Source organism: Agromyces aureus (assembly GCF_001660485.1).
GTDB classification, from domain to species: Bacteria; Actinomycetota; Actinomycetes; order Actinomycetales; family Microbacteriaceae; genus Agromyces; species Agromyces aureus.
This window is the reverse complement of sequence record NZ_CP013979.1, coordinates 760,058-785,239: the sequence shown is the minus strand read 5'-3', so window position 1 is coordinate 785,239 and position 25,182 is coordinate 760,058. Positions and strand designations below refer to the sequence as shown.

Below are 25,182 nucleotides of genomic sequence, written 5' to 3'. Positions count from 1 at the left end.
GTCGCCGTGCGCGCCCCGGCTCAGCCCGGACGCGACACGGCGCCGATCAGCTGGTCGGCCAGGTGGACTCGATGGTGTCGAGCACCTGCTTGGTGTCCTCGCCGCCGACCCAGGCCACGATGCCCTTCCAGAAGGAGTCGGCGCCGACGGCACCGGGCATCAGGTCGGACCCGTCGAACCGGAACGTCGTCTCGGGATCCTGGAGGATCTCGATCGACTGGGTGAGCAGCTCGCTCGACGCGTTCTCGGGGTCGACGCCCTTGTTGGCGCTGATGACGCCGCCGAGGCTCACGCGGTTGTTGGCCCACAGGTCGCTGGAGAGGTAGGCGCGGAACGCCTCGACCTCTTCGGCGTCGCGGAACGCGACCGGGAACTCGCCACCGCCGGTGACCGACAGCGGGTCGTCGGCGTTGACGGGCGGGAGCAGGAAGCCGAACACGTCGCCGTCGGACGCGACCTTCACGTCATCGCCGCCGTCGGGGTTCCAGAAGGTCTCGTAGAACGAGGCCTGGTGGTGCAGCGAGCACTCGCCGTCGAGGATCGGCAGACCGGCGGTCTGGAACGCCTCGGTGACCTGCGTGGACACGTCGCCGATGCCGCCGTTGACCATGTCCTCGTTCTTGAGGTAGCCGCCCACCGCGTCGAACGCCTCGGCGATCTGCGGGTCGTTGAACGGGATGCCGTGCGTGACCCACTGGTCGTAGACGTCGGGACCGGACTGGCGGAGCACGAAGTCCTCGACCCAGTCGGTGCCCGGCCAGCCCGTGGCCTCACCGGACTCGAGGCCGACGCACCAGGGCTTGTGGTCGCCCTCGGCCGCGATGGTCTCGGACAGGGTCGTGAGCTCGTCGAGGGTCTTCGGGATCTCGTACCCCTTCTCTTCGAACTCGGCCGGCGAGTACCAGACGTAGCCCTTGATGCTCGCCATGAGCGGTGCCGCGTAGAACGTGTCGTCGAAGGTGCCGTACTTCTTCCAGTCCTCGGACCAGAACTCGTCGACGTTGTCTTCGACGGCCTGCGAGGCGGGGATCAGCCAGCCTCCGGTGGCGAGACGGGCGAGCAGGCCGGGCTGCGGCACGATGCCGACGTCGGGAGCGTTGCCGCCCTCGGCGAGCACCGCGATCTGCGCCTCGAACTCGCTCGAGCCCTGGTACTCCACGGAGATGCCCGTGCACTGCTCGAAGTCGGCCCACGACTCGTTGAGGCGATCGGCCTCGAGGTCGAGGATGGTGCCCGCGACCGTGACCTCCTTGCCCTCGAAGGTGCCGTACGTGTCGTAGGGGGCGCAGTCCACGTCTGCGTTGTCTTCATCTGCGATGTCGCCGGTGCAGGCCGTGAGTGTGAGGCCGAGTGCTGCGGCCGCCACGAGCGCTGCCGTCAGCCGGCGATGCCCTCTGAGTCTCATGTCTTCTCCTCGTCGAGTAGCGAATGTGGTGCAGGGGCGGATCCGGAACCGGTTCCATCGGCAACGCTATGGGACACGTGCGAGACGGCACAACCCGTGCGCCATCACGATCCGGCCACATGATGCCCTCCCGGCCCAGATGAGATGAGAACGCTCTCTCGCCGCAGGCCCCCTGAAGGCCACCGGCCGGAACCGGTTCCAACAAACGACCGCCGACCACTAGCATCATGAGCGGATGCTGCCCGAGGGAGGGAGGCGAGATGCCCGCCATCAGCGATGTCGCGCGACTCGCGGGCGTCTCGAAGGCCACCGCCTCACGCGCACTGTCGGGTCGCGGCCACGTGGCGGAGCAGACCCGCAAGCGGGTCGTGCAGGCGGCATCCGAGATCGGCTACATCGCCTCGCCCGACGCCGCGAGCCTCGTCACGGGGCGCACGAAGAACATCGGCGTGGTGATCCCGTTCGTGAACCGCTGGTTCTTCGGCACCGTGCTCGACGGCATCGAGCGGACCCTGCTCTCCGCCGGGTACGACCTCACGCTCTACAACCTCCCGATCGCGGGGCCGGATCGTTCGCGCGTGTTCGACTTCTTCCTCGCCCGCAAGCGCGTCGACGCGGTGATCGTGATCGGCGTCGACCTCAGCGCGGGCGAGATCGGCGGTCTCGAACGCCGCGAGAAGCCGGTCGTCTGCATCGGCGGCAGCGGCGAGGTGACGGCGCGCCTCTCGATCGACGACCACGACGTCGGCGTGCTCGCCGCCTCGCACCTGCTGCACCTCGGGCACACGCGCATCGCGCACCTCGCGGGCATCGGCGCGATGAGCGCCCCCCGCAGCGTTCCCGGGCTGCGGGCGGCCGGGTTCCTCGAGGCGACGGATGCCGCGGGCCTCCCCCTGCGCTCGGAGGATGATCCGGCCGGGGCGCCGGGTGCGATCGTCGTCGAGGCGGCCATGAGCATGCCCGGCGGGTTCGAGGCCGGGCTGCAGCTGCTCGGCCACCCGGCGCACCGGCCCACCGCGGTCTTCGCGGCATCCGACGAGATGGCCTTCGGGCTGATCCGAGCGGCCGAACGGCTCGGGCTGTCGGTACCGCGCGACCTCTCGGTGATCGGCGTCGACGGGCACGAGCACGCCGGCCTGTTCGACCTCACGACGATCGCGCAGTCGCCGAGCGATCAGGGGCGGCTCGCGGTCGAGGTCGCGCTGCGCATGCTCGGCGGCGACGCCCAGGCCGACCCGCTGCCCGACTCGGGCGCGCCCATGCCGACGCGACTCGTGGTGCGCGGCAGCACGTCGCGCCCGGCCGCCGGCTGAGCGCCGAGGGTCGAGCTCGTTCGCGGATCAGGCGGCGTCGCCCACGGCGATCGCCTCGGCCTCGACGAGCGCGGGCGTGGGCACCGGCGCGCCGTCGACCCGGCGCAGGGCGCGCCGGCCGAGCACGACGATGAGCGTCGCGACGAGCACCGACCCCGCCGCCGCGTAGTACGGCGCCTCGGGCGAGATGAGGCGCGCGAGCTCGGCCGCGGCCGGCGGGGCGACCGCACCACCGAGGAACCGCACGGCCGAGTAGGCGCTCGACGCGACCGAGCGCTGCAGGTCGGTGGCCTCCATGACGCATTCGGTGAGCACGGTGTTCAGCACGCCGAGCACGAGTCCGCCGACGACGATCCAGACCACGAGCCATGCGGGCGACGAGATCGAGAGGCCGGCCGCGGCGAGCACGACCGCCAGCAGGGGCAGCGCGATCTGCAGCACGCGGGTACGCGGCATCCGCGCGGTCAGCAGTGGCGCGACGAAGACCGAGGTGACCGCGAGCGCGACGCCCCACCCGAAGAACGTGAAGCCCAGGCCGAGCGCGTCGAAGCCGAGCGGGAACGGCGAGTACGCGAGCAGCACGAAGAAGCCGATGTTGTAGAACAGCGCCGCGCCGGCGAGCACCGCGAGGGCCGGTTGCCGCAGGGCCCGGATCGGGGCCGACAGCCTCGTCGGCTCGGGCTTCGCCGCGGCGGGATCGCGCTTGAGCAACACGAGGATCGCGATGAACCCGATCGCCATGAGCGCCGCCGTGCCGAAGAACGGGCCGCGCCAGCTGAGGTGCCCGAGCAGCCCGCCGAGCAGGGGGCCGATCGCGATGCCGAGGCCGAGGGCCGCCTCGTAGAGGATGATCGCCGAGCCCGTGCCGCCCGAGGCCGCGCCGACGATGGTCGCGAGCGCGGTCGAGATGAAGAGCGCGTTGCCGAGGCCCCAACCCGCGCGGAAACCGATGATCTCCTCGACGTTCTGCGAGAGCCCGGCGGCCGCGGCGAACACGACGATGATCGCGAGCCCGATGAGCAGGGTCTTCTTCGCGCCGATGCGGCTCGAGATCCAGCTCGTGCCGAGCATGGCGAAGCCCGTGACGAGCAGGTAGCTCGTGAAGAGCATCTCGGTCTCGGTGGGCGTCGCCTGCAGGCTCGCGGCGATCGCGGGCAGGATCGGGTCGACGAGTCCGATGCCCATGAACGCGATGACGCTCGCGAAGGCGACCGCCCAGACGGCCTTCGGCTGCTTCAGGATCGAGGCGGATGCCGCGTGGCCGCCGCCGTGGGCCGAGCCGCCGCCGCGGAGGGCGGGGTCGGCGGGCGCCGCGGCGATGCTGCCGGTCTGCGCGCTCACGCGGACTCCCCCTGGCGGAGCGCCTCGCGCGCCCGCTCGAGTCGGCTGCGCACGATCTCGACGGAGGCCGCGAGGGTGGCGATCTCGTCGTCGCTCAGGTCTGAGAAGGTGGGCTCGAGCGCGGCGGTGATCTCGTCGCGCCACGCGGCGAGGGCTGCGAGGCCGCTCGGGTCGGCCGAGATGAGCCAGGCGCGGGCGTCGTCGGTGTCGGCGATGCGCCGGATCCACCCGCGCTCGTCGAGGGTGCGCACGAGCTTGGTCATGGTGGGCTGGCTCACGCGGCTGACGCGCGCGAGCTCGCCGAGTCGCATGGGCCCGAGGTCGCGCAGCACGACGATGGTGCGCCAGATCGCGGGCGATTCGGCGTTGCCGCTGACGGAGGCCGCGAGTCGGGTGAGTCGGTTGTTCACGGAGATGAGGTCTCCGAGCACGGTGCGCAGTTCTGTAGTCACCCGCCCAGTATACATAGCCAAGCTAACTATCTCGTAAAGCGCTTTCTCATGGAATCTCGACCGCGGGGGACGAATATCGGGAAAGCGCTTGCGAACCCCCGGATTCGTCGTGTAGAACTTCAGAACAGGCGTGAGATAGCGCTTTCTGAGAAGTGGTCGATGTTGATGACTGGAGACACCGTGGTTTCCCCCACCCGAATCGAAGCGCCCGCCGGCGGCGACGATCCCGAGGCCGAGGCCGAGCGATGAGCGCGCTCGGCGAACTCCGCCGCGTCAAGGGCCAACCGGCCTCGAAGCAGCGCAAGCAGAACAAGGCGGCATTCCTGTTCCTGCTGCCGTGGTTCATCGGACTCGCGCTCATCACCGTCGGGCCGATGGTCGCGTCGCTCGCGCTCTCGTTCACGAGATACAACCTGCTGAGCCCGCCTCGCTTCAACGGCATCCAGAACTACATCCGCATGTTCGAGGACGAACGGCTGCACAAGGCGCTCGCCGTCACCTTCCAGTACGTGTTCATCTCGGTGCCGCTGCAGCTCGGCCTGGCGTTGCTGCTGGCGATCGTGCTCGACCGGGGCCTGCGCGGCCTCTCGCTGTACCGATCGGCTTTCTACCTGCCGTCGCTGCTCGGTGCGAGCGTCGCGATCGCGATCCTGTGGCGCCAGCTCTTCGGCGTCGACGGACTCGTCAACGTCGTGCTCGGGTGGTTCGGCATCGAAGGTCAGGGCTGGATCTCCAATCCCGAGACCGCGCTCGGCACCCTCATGATCCTCAACGTCTGGACCTTCGGTGCGCCGATGGTGATCTTCCTCGCCGGGCTGCGGCAGATCCCCGTCATGTACTACGAAGCCGCAGCCGTCGACGGCGCGAACCGCCGGCAGCAGTTCCGGCACATCACGCTGCCGATGCTCACGCCGATCATCTTCTTCAACCTGATCCTGCAGCTCATCGGGGCGTTCCAGTCGTTCACCCAGGCATTCGTGGTCTCGGGCGGCACCGGCGGACCGGTCGACTCGACGCTGTTCTACACGCTGTACCTCTACCAGCAGGGCTTCGCGAATCTCAACATGGGGTATGCCTCGGCCATGGCCTGGCTGCTTCTCGTGATCGTCGCCGCATTCACCGCGCTCAATTTCTGGGCCTCGAAGTATTGGGTGTTCTACGATGACCAGGACTGACCCCTCGACCGAGCACGCGCCACTGACCGAGTCCGTCGTCACGGGGCTCCCACCCGAGCAGGTGCGCGAACAGCGCCGCCGTCGCAACCCGTTCCGCAAGCCGGTCACGAGCATCCTGCGACACGTGTTCCTCATCGCTGCGGCCGTGCTGATGCTCTACCCCGTCATCTGGATGGTCGTCAGCTCCTTCCGACCGACCGACCTGATCTTCCGCGAGGCCGGCCTCGTCTTCGACAGCTTCGAGATCTCGAACTACGTCGACGGCTGGAACGCGCTGACGTATCCGTTCAACGTGTACCTGCTGAACTCGGGGCTCGTCGTGATCGGCTCGATCGTCGGCAACCTCGTCTCGTGCTCGCTGGCGGCCTACGCGTTCGCCCGGCTCGAGTTCTCGGGCAAGAAGTTCTGGTTCGCGATCATGCTGCTGAGCATCATGCTGCCGATCCACGTCATCATCGTTCCGCAGTACGTGCTCTTCTCCCAGCTCGGCTGGGTGAACACCTTCCTCCCCCTCATCGTGCCGAAGCTGCTCGCCACCGACGCGTTCTTCATCTTCCTCATGGTGCAGTTCATCCGCGGCATCCCCCGCGAGCTCGACGAGGCCGCGCGCATCGACGGCGCAGGGCATCCACGGATCTTCCTCCAGATCATCCTGCCGCTCATGGTCCCGGCCCTCGCGACCACGACGATCTTCACCTTCATCTGGACCTGGAACGACTTCTTCAGCCAGCTCATCTTCCTCACCAAGCCGAGCCTGTACACGGTCCCGCTCGCCCTCAACGCGTTCCAAGACGCGCAGAGCTCGACCGACTTCGGCGAACTGTTCGCGATGAGCGTCGTCTCGCTCATCCCGATCTTCCTGATCTTCCTCTTCGGCCAGCGGTTCCTCATCAAGGGCATCGCGACGACGGGGATCAAGTGACCGGCCCCTCCGGTCGCACCACCATCACCAACGGAACCACCCGCACCACGCTCACCTCCCGAGCAACCCAAGACAGCACCAGGAAGGAACCGACCATGCGAGGCATCACACGACGCCGTGCCGGGTTCGTCGCGGCCATCGGGGCCGCGACGCTGCTCCTCACGGCGTGCGCCGGCAACGATGCCGGCGGCGGCGAAGCCGCGGCCCCGGAACTGACGCTCAGCGACGAGCCCGTCACCCTCTCCTTCACGTGGTGGGGCAACGACACCCGCCACGCGATCACGCAGGAGCTCATCGCGGCCTTCGAGGCCGAGCACCCCAACATCACCATCGAACCGCAGTACACCGACTGGGCCGGGTACTGGGACAAGCTCTCCACCTCGGTGGCAGCCGGCGACATCCCCGACATCATCCAGATGGACGAGAAGCAGCTCTCGACCTACGCGGCGAACGGCGTGCTGAGCGACCTCGGCGGGCTCTCGTCGATCCTCTCCACCGAGGACTTCCCCGCCGCCGTCCTCGGCACCGGAGCGCTCGACGGCACCCAGTACGGCGTGCCCGTCGGCATCAACTCGTACACGATCATGGCCAACAAGGACCTGCTCGACCAGTACGGAATCGACCTGCCCGACGACAAGACCTGGACGTGGGACGACTTCATCGCCACCGCCGAGGAGGTCGCCGAGGCTTCGGGCGGCGCCACGGTCGGAACCCAGTCGTGGGGCTTCGAGGACGGCGGCCTGAACAACTGGCTCCGCCAGCAGGGTGAGTCCCTGTACTCCGCCGACGGCGAGGTCGCGGCATCCGAGGACGCCCTCGCGAGCTGGTGGCAGTTCCTGCTCGAAGCGACCGAGGCCGGTGCCACGCCCGACCCCGCCGCGACGATCGAGCGGGAGTCCGGCGGCCTCGCGGAGTCCTTCACCGCAACCAACGCCTCGGCCTTCGGCCCGTGGTGGTCGAACCAGGTGCAGGCGCTGCGCGACGCGAGCGGCCAGGACCTCGTCGCCCTTCGCGTGCCCGCCGGCGATGACGCGCCCGAAGGCTGGGCGTATTACAAGCCGTCGATGTTCTGGTCGGCTTCAGCCAAGACCGAGCACCCGGCCGAGGTCGCCACGTTCCTCGACTTCCTCGCCAACAGCGAGGAAGCCGCCGACCTGCTGCTCGCCGAGCGCGGCGTCCCGGCGAACGAGACGATCCGCGAGTACATCACGCCCAAGCTCGACGAGGTCAACCAGACCGTCGTCGGATTCCTCGACGACCTGGCTCCCGAGGTCGGCGACGCCCCGCCGGCGACCCCCCCGGGCGGCGGCGCCATCGAGGCCATCATCGACCAGCACACCCAGAAGGTGCTCTTCGGCGAACTGACTCCCGAGGAGGCCGCGACGAGCTTCCTCGCCGAGCTCCAGCGGGCCCTCGACGACGCCGCGATCTGATCCGGCGGGCCACGCCCGCCCCTGATGTGGGCGGGTCGCGAGACGGAACTCCTCGCGACCCGCCCCAGCCCGACGGCCCTCCCGGACCGTCAGTCCCCGAAAGGGAGCGGATGCCGCGACCTGCCTGCCGCGGCATCCGCTCCACCGGAGGAGCGGTGATCCTCTTCACCGCTCCTCCACCCCCTGCTCGAGACTCGCTCGACCAGGGAACGTCCCACCCGCACCGCCGGGTGCAGGATCGAATCAACCATCCGACGGAGGTCCCCGTGCCGAACCCGCCCCACCGGCAGGTCACCATCGCCCAGGTGGCCGAGTACGCGGGCGTCTCGCAGGCCTCGGTATCGCGAGTGCTGAACCGCAACACCACGGTCGACCCCTCGATCGCGGCCAGGGTGATCGACGCGGTCGACAAGCTCAACTACTCCCCCAGCCAGATGGCCCGCAACCTCGTGCGGGGGCGCAGCAACACCGTCGCCCTCGTGGTGCCCGACCTCGAGAACCCCATGTTCCAAGGCGTGCTCAAGGGCCTCAGCCGGGAGGCCGAGCGCGACGGCTACCGCGTGCTCGTCGCCGACACGGCCGAGCGCGTCGCCGACGAGGAGGAGATCGCCGCGGAGGCGCGCTCCCGCTGCGACGCCCTCGTGCTCGTGTCGCCGCGCATGCCCGCCGAGCGCCTCGAGGCGCTGCTCGCCCGGTCGGGGCCGATCGTCGTCGTCAACCGTCCCGTCGCCAGCAACCCCGCCGCGGAGCTCTCCATCGACTACGCCCACGCCGCCTCGTCGCTCGGCGACCACCTGTTCTCCCTCGGCCACACGCGGATCGCCTACGTCGCCGGCCCTCCCCAGTCGTACGCCGACGGCCTGCGTCGCCGCGGCCTCGCCGAGTTCGTCGCTCACCACCCCGACGTGCACGTCGAGGACGTCGCCGGCGGCTCCCAGATCGAGGACGGCTACCGCTCAGCCGAGAACGTGCTCTCCTCGGGCGTCACCGCCGTCGTCGCGTTCAACGACCTCATCGCGCTCGGCCTGCTCGCACGCCTGCGCGAGCTCGGGGTCGACGTGCCGGGCGAGCTCTCCGTCGCCGGCATCGACGACGTGCCGCTCGCCCGGTTCGCGGCGCCCCCGCTCACCACGATGTCGGTGCCGCGCGTCGAGCTCGGCGCGCAGGCCTGGCGTCGCCTGCGCGACGAGATGTCCGGCACGCCGGCGACGCATCCGCTCTCGTACCGCGCCATCCTCGAGGCGAGGAGCAGCACGGGACCGGCGCCCGAGGCCACCGGATGGCTCTCGCCCGGCCGCCCGATCCTGCGCGTCGGCGACCGCGTCGTCGCCCGGTACGAGGAGGGACGCGCCATCGACTCCGTGCTCTCGCCGCGGCCGTACCTGCACCCCGTCGAGTCCCTCGCCGGCGTGCGCGTCACCGACGTGCACCCGACCGACCACCTGCACCACTTCGGCATCGGCGTCGCCCTGCCCGACGTCAACGGCACGTCGTACTGGGGCGGCCGCACCTACGTGCAGGGCGTCGGCTCGATCATGCTCGAGAACCAGGGCCTGCAGCGCCGCGACGACCTCGAGCTCGTCGGCGACGCCTTCGTCGAACGCCTCACGTGGATCGACGAGCGCGAGGTCGCCCAGCTCAGCGAGGTGCGGCGCATCACCGGCCGCCCGACGCGGGTCGGCGAGCGCGACGCGTGGACACTCGGATGGCGTTCGAGCCTCGCCGCGAACTTCGGGGCGCTGCGCCTCGGCTCCCCGGCGACCAACGGACGCGACGGCGCCGGCTACGGAGGCCTGTTCTGGCGGTTCCCGAAGTGGGACGCGACGGTCGTGACGCGCGACGGCGTCGGCGAGGCCGCCGCGCACGGGTCCCGCTCCCCCTGGCTCGCGGTCGTCGACCCGCAGCGCCGCATCACCGTGCTGCTCTCCCAGCCGGCCGATCGGGAACCGCTCGCCTGGTTCGCGAGGGTGGCGGAGTACCTCGGCGTCGGACCCGCGATCGCGTGGGACGACGAGGTGCACGTGCCCGAGGGCGGCCGACTCGAACTCGGCATCGACGCGCTCATCGTGGACCGCGTCATCACCGACCCGGCCGAGCTCGCACGCCTCGCCGAGCGCCTCGCCGTCGAGGCGAACGCGGACATCCCCGGCCTCGACCTCAAGCCGGCGCTCGCGAACCCCAACGGGTTCCGCACGCCCGCGCCCGGCACGCCCTCGACCGGTTCCACCACCGACGTGCGCGCATGAGCGTCGCACCGCTCAGGGTCGGCATCGCCGGCATCCACGGCCACGGCGCGAGCCACGTCGTGACGGCACTCGGCCTCGCGCGCACCGGTCGGATCGTGCTCGCCGCCGTCGCCGACCACCGGCCGCCGGAGGCCGCGATCGAGGGCGCCGTCGTCCATGCCGACGCCCTCGACATGATCGAACGGGAGCCGCTCGACATCGTCGTCCTGTCCACGCCGATGCACACCCACCTGCCGCTCGCCCTCGCAGCAATGCAGGCCGGAGCCCACGTGCTGCTCGAGAAGCCGCCGACGCCGACGCTCGCCGACTTCGAGCGCCTCGTCGCGGCATCCGACACGACCGGGAGAGCGGTGCAGGTCGGCTTCCAGAGCCTCGGCTCGTCGGCGATCGGGGCCGTTCGCGACCTGGTCGGCGCCGGCGTCGTCGGCGAACCCCTCGGCTACGGGGCGCTCGGCACGTGGTCGCGCACCGAGCAGTACTGGAGGCGTGCGGCTTGGGCCGGCCGGCGGACCCTCGACGGCGTTCCGGTCGTCGACGGTGCGGTCACGAATCCGCTCGCGCACGCGGTCGCGACCTCGCTGGCGGTCGCCGGCGCCACGACGACGACGGATGTCGCAGACGTGCGCCTCGATCTCCACCGCGCGAACGACATCGAGGCCGACGACACGTCGTCGCTCATCGTCGAGCTCGCGAACGGCTCGCGTGTGGCCGGAGCCCTGAGCCTGACGGCCTCCGCCCGGTCCGAGCCGTGCGTCGTCGTCCGCGGCACGGAGGCGAGGCTCGTGCACTGGTACACGCAGGACCTCGTGCAGGTGTTCCGGCCCGGATCCGCGGTGCCCGCGACGACGTCGCACGGCCGCACCGGACTGCTCGAGAACCTCGTCGACCACGTGCAGCACGGCGCGCCGCTGCTGGTGCCCATTGCGGCGACCGGGGCGTTCATGCGCGTGCTCGAGGCGGTTCGCACCGGCGAGCCCGCGCATCCGATCGATGCACGATTCGTCGACCGGGTGACGGATGCCGCGGGCGACCGCCGTGTCGTCCACGACCTCGAGGCGTGGTCGGAGCGGGTCGTGCTCGAGGGGCGGACCTTCCGCGAACTCGGGGCGCCGTGGGCCTTGGACGTCGCCCCGCTCGGCTGACCGCGCCGACGGCATTCCCGGTATGAACACCTGGAAGGGCCTCCAGCAGGCCGCGGAGGGATACGGCCATACCGGCGGCATCGACGGCGTCATGGGCACGGCATCGTGGAAGGGCGTGCAGACCGTGCTCGCGACGACGAGCACGACCGGCAGGGCGGCGCCGGGCCGCAGACGCACGGATGCCCCGCGGCTCATGACGAGCCACGGGGCATCCGTTCAGTTCGGGTGACGCACTCACCTCAAGCCGAGAGCGCCCGGATCGGGCGCGCCGGATTACTTGAGGGTGACGGTGGCGCCAGCAGCCTCGAGGGCCTCCTTGGCCTTCTCGGCGGCTTCCTTGTTCGCGCCCTCGAGCACGGCCTTGGGAGCACCGTCGACGACGGCCTTGGCCTCGCCGAGACCGAGCGAGGTGAGCTCGCGGACGGTCTTGATGACCTGGATCTTCTTGTCGCCGGCAGCCTCGAGGATGACGTCGAAGGAGTCCTTCTCCTCAACCTCTTCAGCAGCAGCGCCAGCGCCGCCGGCAGCGGCGACGGGAGCGGCAGCGGTGACTTCGAACTTCTCCTCGAACGCCTTCACGAACTCGCTGAGCTCGACAAGCGTCAGGCCGGCAAACTGCTCGAGCAGCTCTTCGGTGGTGAGCTTCGCCATGATGTATCTCCTAATAGATGGGGTTTGTAGAACGAGAACGTCGGGCGCTTACGCGGCCTCGGCGGTCTCCAGCTTTTCGCGAAGCGCGTCGATGGTGGCGGCAGCCTTGCCCATCGTCGCCTTCATCATTCCCGCTGCCTTCGCAAGCAGAACCTCGCGGCTCTCGAGCGAGGCGTACTTGTTGACCTCGTCGGCGTTGAGGGTCTTGCCCTCGAAGACGCCGCCCTTGATCACAAGATTCGGGTTTGCCTTGGCGAAGTCACGAACGGCCTTGGCGGTGGCGACGAAGTCGCCGTGCACGAAGGCGACGGCGGACGGACCGGTGAGGTCGTCGTCCAGCGTCGTGATCCCCGCGTTGTTCGCGGCGATCTTGGTCAGCGTGTTCTTCACCACGGCGTAGCTCGCGTCCTGACGGATGCTGTTGCGCAGCGTCTTCAGCTGTGCAACCGTCAGGCCGCGGTATTCGGTCAGCAGAACGGCAGCAGAGCTCTCGAACAGGTTCGTGAGTTCGGCAACCGAGGCTTCCTTGTTCGCCATGGCCACTCCTTGAGTATTCAACGTGCATCACGGTGGCGATGCACGGCTTCGGATCGCGACTGGGTGGCGAGGTGCTGCGGGCAAACAAAAAGGCTCCGGCGCAGTTGCGCGGAGCCCGGCCCGATTCGCATCGGAAAGTCTTCGTCACACCTGCGCGGGCCCTTGCTTTCGCAAGACTTCGATCGGCTCTTCGGGCGGTGAAACCCGAGCGGCACGACAACCAGCGGTCTTCGGCTTCGGACCACATTACCGGATGTCGCAGGCTCGGCCAAATCGAGGGCAGCCGGGGGTCTCACGACCCATCGGGAAGCGAAGGGGACTTCGCGCACACGGCGCGCTCGATGACCCGCGCGCCCGCACCGCCGTTGAGCGCCCAGGGGCCCGCGATCATCCGCGTGCTCGCCGCGCCGACGATGTCGAAGGTGTACGACTCTCCCGGCACCGGCGTCGCGACGACCTGCGACACCGAGTACGAGGTCAGGCCCGCCAGTTCGGCCTCCGTGTAGAAGTCGAGCAGGTCGACGCGCGTGCTCCAGACGATCGCCCACGGGTAGTCCGTGGCGACGTCGATCGTGATGCAGTACTCGAACGGCGAGTCGAACTTCGAGCCCTCGACCTCGTAGAGCGCGGGGTCGTCGGGCAGCTGGGGGCCGCTGGTCAGCGAGCAGTACCCGATCCCGCCCGAGGCGCTCCCGACGACGGTCGCGCCCGGTGCGAGGATGTCGATGTCGCCCACGGCTCCGCCGATGCGCCACACGCCGGTCGCGGCGTCGAACGAGATCGTCCGGATCCGGGAGGTGCCGAAGGCGCCGGGGACGGTGGGGTCGAGGCCCCACAGCGGCGGACGATCCACGTCGAACTCCACCCACCACGCCAACGGTTCGTCGGTGGTGTTCGTCACCGTCATGGACAGCACGCAGACGTTCGCGTCATTCGGGCTCTGCACCGGATCCGTCACCGAGTACGTGAGCCCAGGAGAAACCGCGATCGCGTCGTGCGACGTGTCCGGGTCGGGCACGAAGGTGGTGAGCGAGCTCGTGTCCGCCCGGAACGAGGTCTGGTCGACCCAGGCGGCCGTGGTCGGCGCGATCACCGCCGCCCCGCCGATCATCATCGCCGCCGCGGCCAGCGCGGCCGTCGCGCGCACCACCCGGAGCCGCCGCGTCATGGCCGGCCCCCGCTCACCGAGGCATCCGGAACGACGGATGCCGCGGCATCCGCCTCATCGTCGTCACGTGGTCGACCGGAGGGCAGTGCGGCCAGACCGACGAGCGCCGCGAGGGCGATGAGCAGCGGGATCGCGACGGGAGGCCGGCTGATCGTCTCGACGACGTAGCCGCCGCCCGGCACGACGACCCACGGGGTGGGCACCGTGCGCCCCGCGGCGACGAGGTAGGGCTCCCCGTCGACGGAGTCGTTCGCATCGCCCTTCATGACGACCGCGAACCCGCCGTCGGCGGGCTCGATGCCCACGACGCGGTGCGTCACGAACTTCTGCGTCTGCGCGCTCATCAGGGTGATCACGTCGCCGCGCTCGACCTCCTCGATCGCGAGCGGCACGCCGACGATGAGATCGCCGGTGCGGATGCCGGGCTGCATCGACCCGGACACGACGACGAGCGGATGGAGCAGGCCGAGCGCGCCGGCGCCCCACATCAGCCCCGAGAGCACGCCGAGCCCGGCCAGCACCCAGAGCGCCGCTCCCCCGATCATCCGGAGCACCTTCATGAGCGGGCCCCCGACCGTCGGGAGCGCAGGGCGCCAATGCCGGCCAGCAGGGCACCGGCCGCGAGGAGGGCGACGCCCCAGGCGATCGCCCCGACCGCCGCGCCGGTCGCCGGCAGTCCCGCCCCGCCGCCCTCGTCGGCGACGAAGGCGAGGCGTCCGAGCGCCGTTCCGGACGCACCCGGCGCGAGATCGGCGGGGGCGACGACCGTGACCGACACGTCGATCGTGCCGGCCCGCATCGGCGTCGACTCGAAGGCGACGGTGTCGGCGCAGTCGCCTCCGCCGCACACCACGACGTCGAGCGTGCCGTCGGCGAGCAGCCCGGTGCGCTCGACCCACGCGATCGACGTGAGGGTCGCGTCGCGCGCCAGCTCGATCGTGGCGGACTCGGTGCGGGACTCCCCCGGCGTGAGGTCGTCGAACACGAGCGTGAACTCCACGGGCTCGGCCGCACGAGACGGCGCCGCCGCGCCGATCGCGAGCAGCAGCCCGCCCGCGAGCACGGCGAGCATCGCGGCGGCCCACCAGGGGGCGCCGCGGCGCGCGCGGATGCTCGTCATACGATCTCGTCTCGGTCGACCGCGGCATCCGTCACCGGATGCGCGGGCAGGCGATCAGCGGACTACGGGGCGACCGTGGACCCGATGAACTGGAGCGGCACGGCGGGAGAGGCCACGTCCTGCATGGCGTCGTCGGCCGGCGACACCCAGTTCGGCGTCTTCACGACGACCCAGAGCCCGAGCGTGCCGTTCGCCGGGATCACGGTCGTCGCGTACGGGGTCGTACCCGTCTCGTCGGTGAAGACGCCGATCGACGCCGGGGTCGACGGGTCGGTCTCGTCCGGGTCGAAGAGCAGGTTGCCCGTCAGCGTGAGTGCCGAGAGCTCGACGCTCAGGGCGGTCGTCGAGCCGTTCCAGAGCCAGATCTGCACCGCCCTGGTCTCCTGCGGAACGAGTCCGGCGAACGAATCGGCCGGCACCACGATGGCCGCGGCCTGGTCGTCGGCCTCCTCCCATGCGGCGTCACCTGGCGCCGGAACCGTGTCGGCGACCGCGCCGTAGAGCTCGATCGTCGAGGTGTCGGCCGTGGCGCTGAACCAGACGTTGTCGGTCCAGGCCGCGGTGGTGATCGCCGCGCCGACGCCGAGCACGGCGATCGATGCGAGTGAGATCCCGGTGATGAGCCGACGCTTGCGCGACTGTTCGGGAGTACGCGTGGACATGTCGTTTCCTTTCGTCTTCGACCGTTCGGTCGAGGTTGGCGGCCACCTCGTCGGGCGGCCCTCGGTGTTCAGTTGTGGGGAACGAGGGGCGGATGCCGCGGCATCCGCTGGTCGTCGACCGTCGACCGTCGACCGTCGACTTCAGTCGGCGCCGTCGGTCGTCGCCCGGAACGCGAGTTGGAGCCCGGCCGAGCGACCGGCGTTGGCCTGGTCCCAGTCCGCGGGTGTGGCGACCGTCACGGTGAGGGTGAGCCAGTCGCCGGCACGGAGCACCCACCCGTCGAGCGCCGGGAGCGGCGAGCCGTTGAGATCGGTCGCCGAGACGGTGACCTCGGGTGGATCGGGGAAGGGGTCGGCCCCGGTCCACGAGACGGAGGCCGGGTCTGCGGGGTCGAACTGCAGCGCGATCGGGAGGGAGCCCGCGTTCCGGACCCAGGTCGTCGCGCTCCGGGATTCACCCGGCCCGAGGTTCAGGAAGTCGATGGCCGGCGGCACGAAGCGCTTCACCTCGCCGCTGTTCGCGGCGTCGGGCCCGGGATATTCGCGCCAGTCGAGCCCGTCGGGCACCGTTCCGGGATTCAGCGGGTCGAGGAAGTCGACGGCTCCCTCGAGGTCGACCGTGCCGGAGGAGACCGTGGTCGTGAAGAACGCGCCGTCGGTCCACGCCGCGAGGGTGAGCGCAGCGCCCGCCCCGGTGACGACGAGCGCGGCGAGCGCGGCTCGGAGGACGCGCAGGCGCGGACGCCCGGTCGGTCGGCTCCGATGCCGCGCCGAGTGACGATCCCCCATGTCGGCCCCCCAGCCTCTGCGACGAGCCTAACCGGCAGTGGCGGTTGCGACCAGGGCGGTCGTTCCCGCATGGGAATAGTTGACCCGTGTCGACGGTTGACTCAATGCAACCATTTATATATAGTTGCTCTATATCAACCTTGTGAACCACAAGACGTGCAAGACGTAAGGAAACACACGTGACTTCAGTGACAGACAAGCCCACGACCGGCAGCGTGCCGGCCGCGCCGGCGCAACGCACCCCGCGCGAGGTGATCGTCGCGATCTCCGGCCTCGTCGTGGCGATGTTCGTCGCCGTCATCTCCGGCACGGTCGTCTCGACCTCGATGCCGCTCATCATCGCCGACCTCGGCGGCGACCAGACCGCCTACACCTGGGTCATCACCGCGAGCCTGCTCGCCATGGCCGTCTCGACCCCGATCTGGGGCAAGCTCGCCGACCTGGTGAACCGCAAGGTGCTGCTCATCTCGGCGATCAGCCTGTTCGTCGTCGGCACGGCGATCGCCGGCTTCGCCCAGGACACCACGACCCTCATCGCCGTGCGCGTCATCCAGGGCCTCGGCGCGGGCGGCCTCATGTCGCTCGTGATGATCCTCATCGCGGTCATCATCTCGCCGCGCGAGCGCGGCAAGTACATGGGCTTCGTCGGCGGCATCATGGCCGTCGCGACCATCGGCGGTCCGCTGCTCGGCGGCGTCGTGACCGACGCCTGGGGCTGGCGCGCCAACTTCTTCCTGCCGATCCCGCTCGCGATCATCGCGCTCATCGTGATCCAGCGCACGCTGCACCTGCCGCCCATGCCCAAGCGCGCCGTGAAGATCGACTACGTCGGCATCGCGCTGCTCACGGTCGGCGTCTCCCTGCTGCTCATCTGGGTCTCCCTCGGCGGCAGCGAGTTCGAGTGGGACTCGATGACGAGCTACGTCGTGATCGGCGTCTCCGCCGCGGCCCTCATCGGCTTCGTGGTCACCGAGTTCTTCGTGCCCGAGCCCATCGTGCCGATGACGCTCTTCAAGAACCGCACCTTCACGCTCGCCGTCATCGCCTCCATCGCGATCGGCGTCTCGATGTTCGCGACCAGCGTGTTCCTCGCGCAGTACTTCCAGCTCGCCCGTGGCGCGACCCCGACCGAGTCGGGCCTCATGACGATCCCCATGATCGTCGGCCAGATGGGCGCCTCGATCCTCATCGGCGCACTCATCAGCAAGTTCGGCAAGTGGAAGCGCTTCATGGTGGCGGGCTCGCTGCTCGTCGTCGCCGGCGGCTACCTCATGACCACGCTCGACTACGACACCGACTACGGCCTCGTCAGCGTCTACATGGTCGTGCTCGGTGCGGGCCTCGGCATGGTCATGCAGAACCTCACGCTCGTCGTGCAGAACGACACCCCGGCGTCGCAGCTGGGTGCCGCGAGCTCGAACGTGAACTTCTTCCGCACGATCGCCGGCACCATCGGCGTCACCGTCATGGGCTCGCTGCTGGCCACGCAGGTCACGACGCACATCACGTCGGGCCTGAAGAACTTCACGCCCACCTCGCCCGAAGAGATCGACGCGCTGAAGGGCCTCGCCGGCGGCGGGATCCCCCACGTCTCGCAGCTGCCGGAGGGCATCCGCGTGATCATCGAGAACGCCTACGGCAACGGCATCGCCGACGTCTTCTGGGTCACCGTGCCGCTCGCCCTGCTCAGCGTGATCGCCATCGCGTTCCTGCCGAACAAGGCGCTCTCGACGAAGACCTCGGCCGAGCAGCTGAAGGAGGAGTTCGAGCAGGTCGCGATCGACCTGGCCGAAGCCGAGATCGGCGCACCCGTGACCTCGTCGGTCCAGCTCGTCGAAGCGGATGCCGCGGCAGACGCCCCGTCGAAGGCGACCGCCGGGTCGGGCACCCGTCCGTCGGCGACCGGCTCCGACCCGGCCGACACCACGACCGCCCGATAACATGACGCTCGTGACCGAGGCATCCGACCGCACCGACGAAGCCATCGCCGATGTCGAAGACCAGCTGAGCCAGCTGTTCAGCCGCATTCGCACGGTGTGGAAGGAGTCGGCCGAGCAGGTGCACCCCGACCTGCAGCCGGCGGCCTACAAGCTGCTCTCGGCGATCACGCGGCTCGGAACGACGACCGCCCACGTGCTCGCCGACACGTTCGAGATGGACAAGTCCGTCGTGAGCCGGCAGGTGCGCACGCTCGAGGACCTCGGGCTCGTGGAGACCCGCGCCGACGAGCGCGACGGCCGCGTCCGCGTGCTCGTCGCGACTCCCAAGGCGATCGAGGCCGTGCAGGGCGTGCGCGACAGCAACCAGCAGCGCCTGCGCGCCGTGCTGGTCGGTCGGCCCGAGGCGGAGCTGCGCAGCTTCGCCGACCTGCTGCGGAGCATCGGCAACGCCTGACACCCGGTCACCCGTCGAACGTTCGAAGGCCCGCCCTCCTCCTGGAGGGCGGGCCTTCGTCGTGCCGCTCGGCGTTCAGCCGACCTCGGCCGTGGTCAGCCGGCGGGAACCAGCAGGCGCTCCCCGAGCAGCGACATGAGCCTGCGACACGTGCGCTGCTCGTTCTCGGGGAGGCAGATCTGCGGTCGGAACAAGGCGATCTGCTTGATGCCCTCCATCGCGGCGAGCATCAGGTCGACGGCCCTGTCGACATCGTCGCACCGGAACTCGCGCGCGCCGACAGCCCGGTGCGTGAGGCCGAGGAAGAACCGCTCGGTCTCGTCGAGGAAGCCGGTCCAGCTCGCGCGCACCTCTGCGTCGTACAGCGACATCGCCACGATCTCGGTCGTGAAGACCCGGTTGGCGTCATCGAGCAGGCAGCTTCGCACCGAGTACGCGACCGCGGCCTCGAGCTGATCGGCTAGGCGCTCGTGCCCCGCGATGGCGCCCTCGATCTGGTTGCGCCAGACGCGGTAGTAGAGGTTGCACGCGGCGAGCACGACCTCCTTCTTCGAGGCGTAGTGCCAGTAGAGACTGCCCTTGGTGACCCCCGCGCCGGCCGCGATCTCGTCCATGTTGACTCCGGCGATGCCGCGCGTGGAGAAGAGCGCGAACGCAGCGGCAGCGAGCTCATCGGGTTTCGCCGAGGTGTTCGTGGTCACGACGTCACCCTAGCACCGTCCATACTGATCGGTACAGGCAGGCGCGGCTCCGACCATGGCGCGTGGCGCGGGGCCGGAGCCGTCCCGTCATCCGAGTGCCCGACTAGACGGCGGCCGGAACGCGGGCGAAGCTCGGCACGCGCTCGGTGAAGCCGGCTTCGGCGATCTCACGACGGAGCCACTCGACCGAACTGGCCAGCATCGGACCGCCCTGGCCCTCGCATTCGATGTTGAGCACGCCGTCGAAGCCGTGCGCACTGAGACGACGCAGGATCGCCCGGATGTTGTCGGCGTTGACCCCGTCGCCGGCCGCGACATGACTGATGGCGATGCCGGTCGCGCCGCCGCGCGCGGCCTCGGCGAGCGAGGCGGAGACGTCCTTGATGTGCACGTGGGCGATCCGATCGATGAACCGCTCGGCGAAGGCGACCGGATCGTTGCCGGCGATGAAGGTGTTGCCCGTGTCGAGGTTGAGGCGCAGCCAGGGCGTCTCGCCGCAGAAGTCGAGCATCTCGGCGAGGTACTCGGGCCGGGTCGTGAAGTAGCCGTGCGTCTCGATCGTGACGACGACGCGGTGCGCCTCCGCGACGCGGATGATCTCGGTGTAGCTGCGCTTCATCTGATCGAGGGCTTCGCGGTCGGTGAGGCCCTCGGGCCGGAAGAGGCCGTCGGTGGTCGCCACGCGCGGACACCCGGCCTGCGCGGCCCAGGCGATGGCGCGCTGCACGTAGGGCACGCCGATCGAGGGGCCGTCGAGGCCCGACAGCGGGTATGCGGCATCGATCTGCGAGAACTCGACCCCGTAGCCCTCCATCTTCGTGCGGAGCAGCACCGGATCCTCGAGGAAGGAGACGTGGGGAAAGTAGCCGAGGCCCTGGATCCAGCAGGCACCGTCGATGGTGCCGGGCTCGATGTAGTGCACGTCGTGCTCCTGCGCCCAGGCCAGCGCCTGCTCGAAGGACTTGTGGCTCGAGTTGAATGCGTCGGTGTGGAAACCGATCCCGATCTCTGGCATGGGGGCCCTCTTCTCTTCGATCTTCGTTGCCGACCGCTGCCGCCTCGCACCAGCCGCCGGTATGGGGTGAGTTGACGAGTCACCGCCATCAACATGCGGAACTCGACCCGGCACCATACTGACTAGTATTGACTTGCCGGTGCCGATGAACATAGCATGCTGCCTGTCTGCCAGCCAGACGTGCGACAGAAGTTGCCAATTCAACGTTGAAAGGCGCGGTACGCGATGAAGACGAACCGAAAGACCCCGGTCCTCGCGATAGGACTCGCGATGGCCACCGCGATGGGGGTGGCGCTGGCAGGCCCGGCGTCGGCCCATCCCGGCCACGAACACGACCCGGAGTTCCGCGCCCTGATCTTCTCGGAGACCGCGGGATTCGTGCACGACTCGGTCGCCGAGGCGAAGGCGATGTGGGACGAGCTCGCGGCCGCGAACCACTTCGAGGTCGTCCAGGCCACCGACTCGGCGCTCTTCACCGACGAGGGGCTCGCTGACTTCGACGTCATCGTGCTGGCCCAGGCATCCGGAGACTTCTGGAACGCCTCGGAGGAGGCCGCGTTCGAGCGCTACGTCCGCGACGGCGGCGGCGTCGTGGCGATGCACAACCCGCTCGACAGCGAGCAGGGCAACACGTTCTACCGCAACCTGATCGGAACCGAGTTCACTGCGCATTCGGCGGCGAACACCGGAGGCGTGCTCGACGTCGTCGACCACGACCACCCGTCGACGAGCGACCTGCCGCACAGCATCACGCGCAACGAGGAGTGGTACGGCTTCACGAAGTCGGTGCGCGGCGACAAGCACGTGCTCACCGAGCTCGACCCGACCAGCGTGCCGAGCAACACGGCCGGCCGCATGCTCGACCACCCCGTCACCTGGTGCTCCCCCTACGAGGGCGGCCGCACCTGGATCACCTCGATCGGGCACTCCAAGGCGTCCTACAGCGAACCGCTCGTTCGCCAGCACGCGCTGGGCGGCATCCGCTACGCGGCCGGCGTCGCCGAGGGCGACTGCACCGCGACGGACTGGAACAACTTCGACAAGGTTCCGCTCGACACCGAGACCTCTGCGCCGTGGGGCATCGCGATCGCACCCGACCAGCGGGTGTTCTTCACCGAACTCGTTCGCGGCCAGGTGCGCATCTACGACCCCGCGCTGAAGTCGACCGTCACGGCCGCGACCATCCCGGTCTACGGCGACGGCGAGAACGGCCTCACCGGCCTCGCACTCGACAACGACTTCGAGACCAACGGCTGGGTGTACGTGTACTACTCGCCCGTCGGCACCGAGCACGTCAACCGGCTCTCGCGATTCACGATGTCGGGCAACACCATGCAGCTCGACACCGAGAAGGTGCTGCTCAACGTTCCGGCGACCCGCGTCGCGGGCGAGATCGGCCACACCGGCGGCACGCTGCGCATCGATGGCAACGGCGACCTCTGGCTCTCGGTCGGCGACGACGTCGTGCCCTTCGAGTCGTCGGGCTACACGCCGATCGACGAGCGACCCGGGCGCGGCCACTTCGACGCCCAGCGCACCTCGTCGAACACGAACGACCTCCGCGGCAAGCTCCTGCGCATCCACCCCGAAGACGACGGCACCTACTCGATCCCTGCCGGCAACATGTTCGCACCTGGAACCGAGAAGACGCGACCCGAGATCTTCGCGATGGGATTCCGCAACCCGTTCCGCTTCAGCGTCGACCTCGACGGCACGGTCTTCCTCGCCGACTACGGTCCCGACGCGGGCACCGCGAACGCCAACCGCGGCCCCGCAGGCTACGTCGAGTGGCAGGTCATCCGCGAGCCGGGCAACTACGGCTGGCCCTACTGCCACGCGAACAACATCGCGTACAACGACTTCAACTTCGCGACGAGCACGTCCGGAGCGAAGTTCGACTGCGCGAACCCGGTGAACGACTCGCCGAACAACACGGGCCTCACGCAGCTTCCCGCGTCGATCCCCGCCGAGGTGTACTACTCGTACGGCGCGTCGGCCGAGTTCCCGCAGCTCGGCAGCGGCTCGGGTTCGCCCATGGCCGGCCCGGTCTACCACTTCGACGCCGAACTGGCCTCCGACCGCAAGTGGCCGGCCTACTTCGACGGCACCCCGCTGTTCTACGAGTGGGGTCGCAACTACATCAAGGAGTTCCAGCTCGACGGCGACGGCAAGCTCAAGGCCATCAACCCCGTGCTGAACAACCTCCAGTTCCTCTCGCCGCTCGACCTCCAGTTCGGCCCTGACGGAGCGCTCTACCTGCTCGAGTGGGGCGGCGGCTACGGTCGTGACAACCCCAACTCGGGTCTGTACCGCATCGACTACTCCTCGACCGGTCGCGCACCCACCGCATCGGCCTCGGCCGACGTCACGTCGGGCGGCGCGCCGCTCACCGTGCAGTTCTCGAGTGACGGCACCGTCGACCAGGACGGCGACGACTTCGAGGTCCTGTGGGAGTTCGGGGACGGCACCACCTCGACGAGCGCCAACCCGTCCCACGTCTACACGGCGAACGGCAACTACGAGGCTCGCCTCACGGTCACCGAGACCACCGAGTACGCGAAGACCGGCACCGCGACGGTCGCCATCGTCGTCGGCAACACCGCGCCGAAGGTGGAGATCACCACGCCCCCGAACGGCGGCTTCTTCGGCTGGGGCGACACGCTGCCCTGGCAGGTCGAGGTCACCGACCCCGAGGACGGCACGATCGACTGCTCCGAGATCGCCGTGCAACCGGCCCTCGGCCACGACGACCACGCCCACCCCGTCGACGCGGTGAACGCCTGCGAGGGCGACGCGCTGACCATCCTCGACGAGGGCCACGCCGAAGCCGACGCCTTCTGGGTCATCGACGCCCGGTACACCGACAAGGGCGGCGACGGCGGCATCCAGCCGCTGACGTCCAGCGACACGAACGTCTACCGTGCGAAGCGCTTCCAGGCCCACTACTACGACGAGGCGCAGAGCCTCGCCGTGGAGACCAACGCGGCGGCCGAGTACGGCCAGTACGTCGGCGACATCAAGGACGGAGACTGGCTGCGCTACGACGACATGAACTTCCAGGGCATCGACGCCGTGCGCTACCGCGTCTCGGCCGGCCCGGAGGGCGGCGGCCGCATCGAGATGCGCCTCGGATCGCCCACGGGCGACCTGGTGGCGAGCACGCCGGTGGCGAGCACGGGCGGATGGTTCACCTTCAAGGAGACCGACCCCACGCCGATCGACGTGCCCGCCGGCACGCACGACGTCTACCTCGTCTTCAAGTCGAACCCCGGCGTCAACTGGTCGATGACCCTCGACGTGTTCGAGGCGATCGGCGCCGGAGTCGGCACGCCGCCTCCCGGAACCCCGGTGATCGACAATTCGACCCAGGGCGACTGGATCGGCAAGTACGGCGAGCTGGGCTACGCGATCCCGAACATCGGCACCAACCTGCCGACCGGTGTCACCGTGGCACCGGCAGCGGGCACGTCTGCCTACACGTGGGAGGCGACCGCGACCAACACGGCCGCACTGCAGCTGCCGCCCGCAGGAACGACGCGTCGTGCCTCGACGTGGTTCAGCCCCACCGCCGCGCAGGTCGATGTCGGGATTCCGGCCGGCCAGGCGTACGAGCTGTCGGTGTACTACAACAGCTTCGACGCGAGCCGTCAGGCGGCCATCACCCTGACCCGACCCGATGGATCCCTGATCGGACCGGCCCAGTCCGTCACCGACAACAAGAAGGGCGTCTGGCTCACGTACCAGGTCGTCGGGCCGGTGCAGGTGAAGGCGACGAAGGTCACCGGGCCTAACGCGGTGATCGGCGGCATCTTCCTCGACGAGGCGGATGCCCCCTCCGACCAGGACGCCCCCACGGTGACCGCCGATGCCGGCGAGCCGGCAGCATCCGGTTGGTTCACCGACGAGGTCAGCCTCGAGCTGACCGCTGACGACGGCGCCGGCTCGGGCGTCGACTCGATCGAGTACTCGATCGGCGACGGCGCATGGGCCGCCTACGACGACGCCGTCGCGATCACGGACGAGGGCGAGACTCGCGTTCGTTACCGTGCGACCGACAAGAGCGGCAACGTCAGCGAGGTCGGCGAGCTCGTGGTGAAGATCGACGGCACCGTGCCGACGGTCATCGCGACCACGGTCGAGGCGCCCGCCGGCCCCGAGTGGGCCACGCGGGGCGTCACCCTGACGCTCACGGCCGACGACGGAGCAGGCTCCGGCATCGGCGCGGTGCAGTACGCGGTCGGCGAGGGCGAATGGGTCGCGTACACGGCTCCGGTTCGCATCTCGGCCGAGGGTCCGAGCGACATCCGCTACCGGGCGATCGACGTCGCGGGCAACGCGAGCGAGACGGGCGAGATCGAGATCCCCGACCCGCCGGCACTGGACGTCGCCGTGACGACCAGCACCCGCTGCGTCGCGGGCAAGGTGCTCGTCTCGGTCAAGGTGACCAACAACGAGACCGTTCCGGTCGCGATCGCCATCGAATCCGCCTTCGGCACGAAGTCGTTCGCCTCGGTCGCGCCCGGCAAGAACGCGGTCCACGTGTACACCACCCGCGCGGCGAACGTGGCCGCGGACACCGTGACCGTCTCGGCCACGTCGAACGTCAACGGGGCCCCGGTCACCGTGGCGATCGAGTCGGCGTACGCCGCGGCATCCTGCAACTGAACTGAGGTCGGTGGCCCGCTCATCACGGGCCGCCGGCCTCCCCAGCACGAA

Annotated in this window: 22 protein-coding genes; 10 read left to right on the top strand and 12 right to left on the bottom strand. The window is 69.5% G+C overall.

Going from position 1 to position 25,182, the window contains the following annotated elements; translation table 11 throughout:
- Positions 1 to 46: 46 nt before the first annotated feature.
- On the bottom strand, positions 47 to 1,405 hold the full coding sequence (locus ATC03_RS03360) for an ABC transporter substrate-binding protein (protein ID WP_067873089.1): 1,359 nt from the start codon (positions 1,403 to 1,405) through the stop codon (positions 47 to 49).
- 260 nt (positions 1,406 to 1,665) lie between these two features.
- On the opposite strand from ATC03_RS03360, the gene ATC03_RS03355 reads away from it, so the two are divergent.
- On the top strand, positions 1,666 to 2,718 hold the full coding sequence (locus tag ATC03_RS03355) for a LacI family DNA-binding transcriptional regulator (RefSeq protein WP_067873086.1): 1,053 nt from the start codon (positions 1,666 to 1,668) through the stop codon (positions 2,716 to 2,718).
- A gap of 27 nt (positions 2,719 to 2,745) precedes the next feature.
- Here ATC03_RS03355 and ATC03_RS03350 read toward each other — a convergent pair whose 3' ends face one another.
- Positions 2,746 to 3,960: an MFS transporter gene (locus tag ATC03_RS03350; RefSeq protein ID WP_067881283.1), complete on the bottom strand. Its 1,215-nt coding sequence runs from the start codon at positions 3,958 to 3,960 to the stop codon at positions 2,746 to 2,748.
- A gap of 95 nt (positions 3,961 to 4,055) precedes the next feature.
- A complete protein-coding gene (locus ATC03_RS03345; RefSeq protein WP_227820221.1) occupies positions 4,056 to 4,511 on the bottom strand; it encodes a MarR family winged helix-turn-helix transcriptional regulator in 456 nt (151 codons plus the stop codon).
- A gap of 245 nt (positions 4,512 to 4,756) precedes the next feature.
- Between ATC03_RS03345 and ATC03_RS03340 the strand changes: the two genes are divergently transcribed.
- From ATC03_RS03340 to ATC03_RS20685, 6 genes are all read left to right on the top strand, one after another.
- Entirely contained in the window at positions 4,757 to 5,686 is a 930-nt protein-coding gene (locus tag ATC03_RS03340) for a carbohydrate ABC transporter permease (protein WP_067873080.1), read from the top strand.
- Between the two features lie 151 nt (positions 5,687 to 5,837).
- Positions 5,838 to 6,608 (top strand): carbohydrate ABC transporter permease, encoded by a 771-nt coding sequence (locus ATC03_RS03335; protein WP_418118943.1) that lies wholly within the window; start codon positions 5,838 to 5,840, stop codon positions 6,606 to 6,608.
- A gap of 95 nt (positions 6,609 to 6,703) precedes the next feature.
- Positions 6,704 to 8,041 carry an ABC transporter substrate-binding protein gene (locus tag ATC03_RS03330; RefSeq protein ID WP_067873078.1) on the top strand — a complete coding sequence of 446 codons (1,338 nt, stop codon included), beginning with the start codon at positions 6,704 to 6,706 and terminating at the stop codon, positions 8,039 to 8,041.
- Between the two features lie 266 nt (positions 8,042 to 8,307).
- Positions 8,308 to 10,287 carry a DUF6807 family protein gene (locus ATC03_RS03325; RefSeq protein WP_067873075.1) on the top strand — a complete coding sequence of 660 codons (1,980 nt, stop codon included), beginning with the start codon at positions 8,308 to 8,310 and terminating at the stop codon, positions 10,285 to 10,287.
- On the top strand, positions 10,284 to 11,429 hold the full coding sequence (locus ATC03_RS03320) for a Gfo/Idh/MocA family protein (protein WP_067873072.1): 1,146 nt from the start codon (positions 10,284 to 10,286) through the stop codon (positions 11,427 to 11,429). The genes ATC03_RS03325 and ATC03_RS03320 overlap by 4 nt, the downstream gene beginning before the upstream one ends.
- Before the next feature lie 22 nt (positions 11,430 to 11,451).
- Positions 11,452 to 11,658, top strand: coding sequence for a hypothetical protein (locus tag ATC03_RS20685; RefSeq protein WP_067873069.1), 207 nt, complete (start codon positions 11,452 to 11,454; stop codon positions 11,656 to 11,658).
- Between the two features lie 44 nt (positions 11,659 to 11,702).
- Here the strand turns inward: ATC03_RS20685 and rplL are convergent, their stop codons facing one another.
- The 7 genes from rplL to ATC03_RS03280 all read right to left on the bottom strand — a co-directional run bounded on the left by rplL (position 11,703) and on the right by ATC03_RS03280 (position 16,356).
- Positions 11,703 to 12,080 (bottom strand): 50S ribosomal protein L7/L12, encoded by a 378-nt coding sequence (gene rplL / locus ATC03_RS03310; RefSeq protein WP_067873065.1) that lies wholly within the window; start codon positions 12,078 to 12,080, stop codon positions 11,703 to 11,705.
- A gap of 48 nt (positions 12,081 to 12,128) precedes the next feature.
- Positions 12,129 to 12,617, bottom strand: coding sequence for a 50S ribosomal protein L10 (gene rplJ / locus ATC03_RS03305; RefSeq protein WP_067873062.1), 489 nt, complete (start codon positions 12,615 to 12,617; stop codon positions 12,129 to 12,131).
- Positions 12,618 to 12,909: 292 nt separating this feature from the next.
- The gene (locus tag ATC03_RS03300; RefSeq protein WP_067873059.1) at positions 12,910 to 13,785 is read right to left on the bottom strand and encodes a hypothetical protein; all 876 of its coding nucleotides are present in this window, start codon (positions 13,783 to 13,785) and stop codon (positions 12,910 to 12,912) included.
- Positions 13,782 to 14,330, bottom strand: a complete 549-nt coding sequence (locus ATC03_RS20480; RefSeq protein WP_161490308.1) for a signal peptidase I — start codon at positions 14,328 to 14,330, stop codon at positions 13,782 to 13,784. Before ATC03_RS20480 ends, ATC03_RS03300 begins: the two co-directional genes overlap by 4 nt.
- 11 nt (positions 14,331 to 14,341) lie before the next feature.
- Positions 14,342 to 14,905 (bottom strand): hypothetical protein, encoded by a 564-nt coding sequence (locus ATC03_RS20475; RefSeq protein ID WP_067873057.1) that lies wholly within the window; start codon positions 14,903 to 14,905, stop codon positions 14,342 to 14,344.
- A 62-nt stretch (positions 14,906 to 14,967) separates the two neighbouring features.
- Positions 14,968 to 15,567, bottom strand: coding sequence for a hypothetical protein (locus ATC03_RS03285; RefSeq protein WP_067873055.1), 600 nt, complete (start codon positions 15,565 to 15,567; stop codon positions 14,968 to 14,970).
- Positions 15,568 to 15,708: 141 nt separating this feature from the next.
- Complete coding sequence (locus tag ATC03_RS03280; protein ID WP_067873053.1) at positions 15,709 to 16,356, bottom strand: hypothetical protein; 648 nt, start codon at positions 16,354 to 16,356, stop codon at positions 15,709 to 15,711.
- Positions 16,357 to 16,640: 284 nt separating this feature from the next.
- On the opposite strand from ATC03_RS03280, the gene ATC03_RS03275 reads away from it, so the two are divergent.
- Both ATC03_RS03275 and ATC03_RS03270 read left to right on the top strand, forming a co-directional pair.
- Positions 16,641 to 18,296: an MDR family MFS transporter gene (locus ATC03_RS03275; RefSeq protein ID WP_067881273.1), complete on the top strand. Its 1,656-nt coding sequence runs from the start codon at positions 16,641 to 16,643 to the stop codon at positions 18,294 to 18,296.
- Position 18,297: 1 nt separating this feature from the next.
- Positions 18,298 to 18,750: a MarR family winged helix-turn-helix transcriptional regulator gene (locus ATC03_RS03270; RefSeq protein ID WP_067873051.1), complete on the top strand. Its 453-nt coding sequence runs from the start codon at positions 18,298 to 18,300 to the stop codon at positions 18,748 to 18,750.
- A 95-nt stretch (positions 18,751 to 18,845) separates the two neighbouring features.
- On the opposite strand, the gene ATC03_RS03265 is transcribed toward ATC03_RS03270, so the two are convergent.
- Together ATC03_RS03265 and ATC03_RS19930 are read right to left on the bottom strand one after the other, a co-directional pair.
- On the bottom strand, positions 18,846 to 19,451 hold the full coding sequence (locus ATC03_RS03265) for a TetR/AcrR family transcriptional regulator (protein WP_067873049.1): 606 nt from the start codon (positions 19,449 to 19,451) through the stop codon (positions 18,846 to 18,848).
- Positions 19,452 to 19,554: 103 nt separating this feature from the next.
- The gene (locus ATC03_RS19930; RefSeq protein WP_067873047.1) at positions 19,555 to 20,466 is read right to left on the bottom strand and encodes a sugar phosphate isomerase/epimerase family protein; all 912 of its coding nucleotides are present in this window, start codon (positions 20,464 to 20,466) and stop codon (positions 19,555 to 19,557) included.
- 225 nt (positions 20,467 to 20,691) lie between these two features.
- Between ATC03_RS19930 and ATC03_RS03255 the strand changes: the two genes are divergently transcribed.
- Positions 20,692 to 25,131, top strand: coding sequence for a ThuA domain-containing protein (locus ATC03_RS03255; protein ID WP_084003250.1), 4,440 nt, complete (start codon positions 20,692 to 20,694; stop codon positions 25,129 to 25,131).
- Positions 25,132 to 25,182 lie beyond the last annotated feature (51 nt).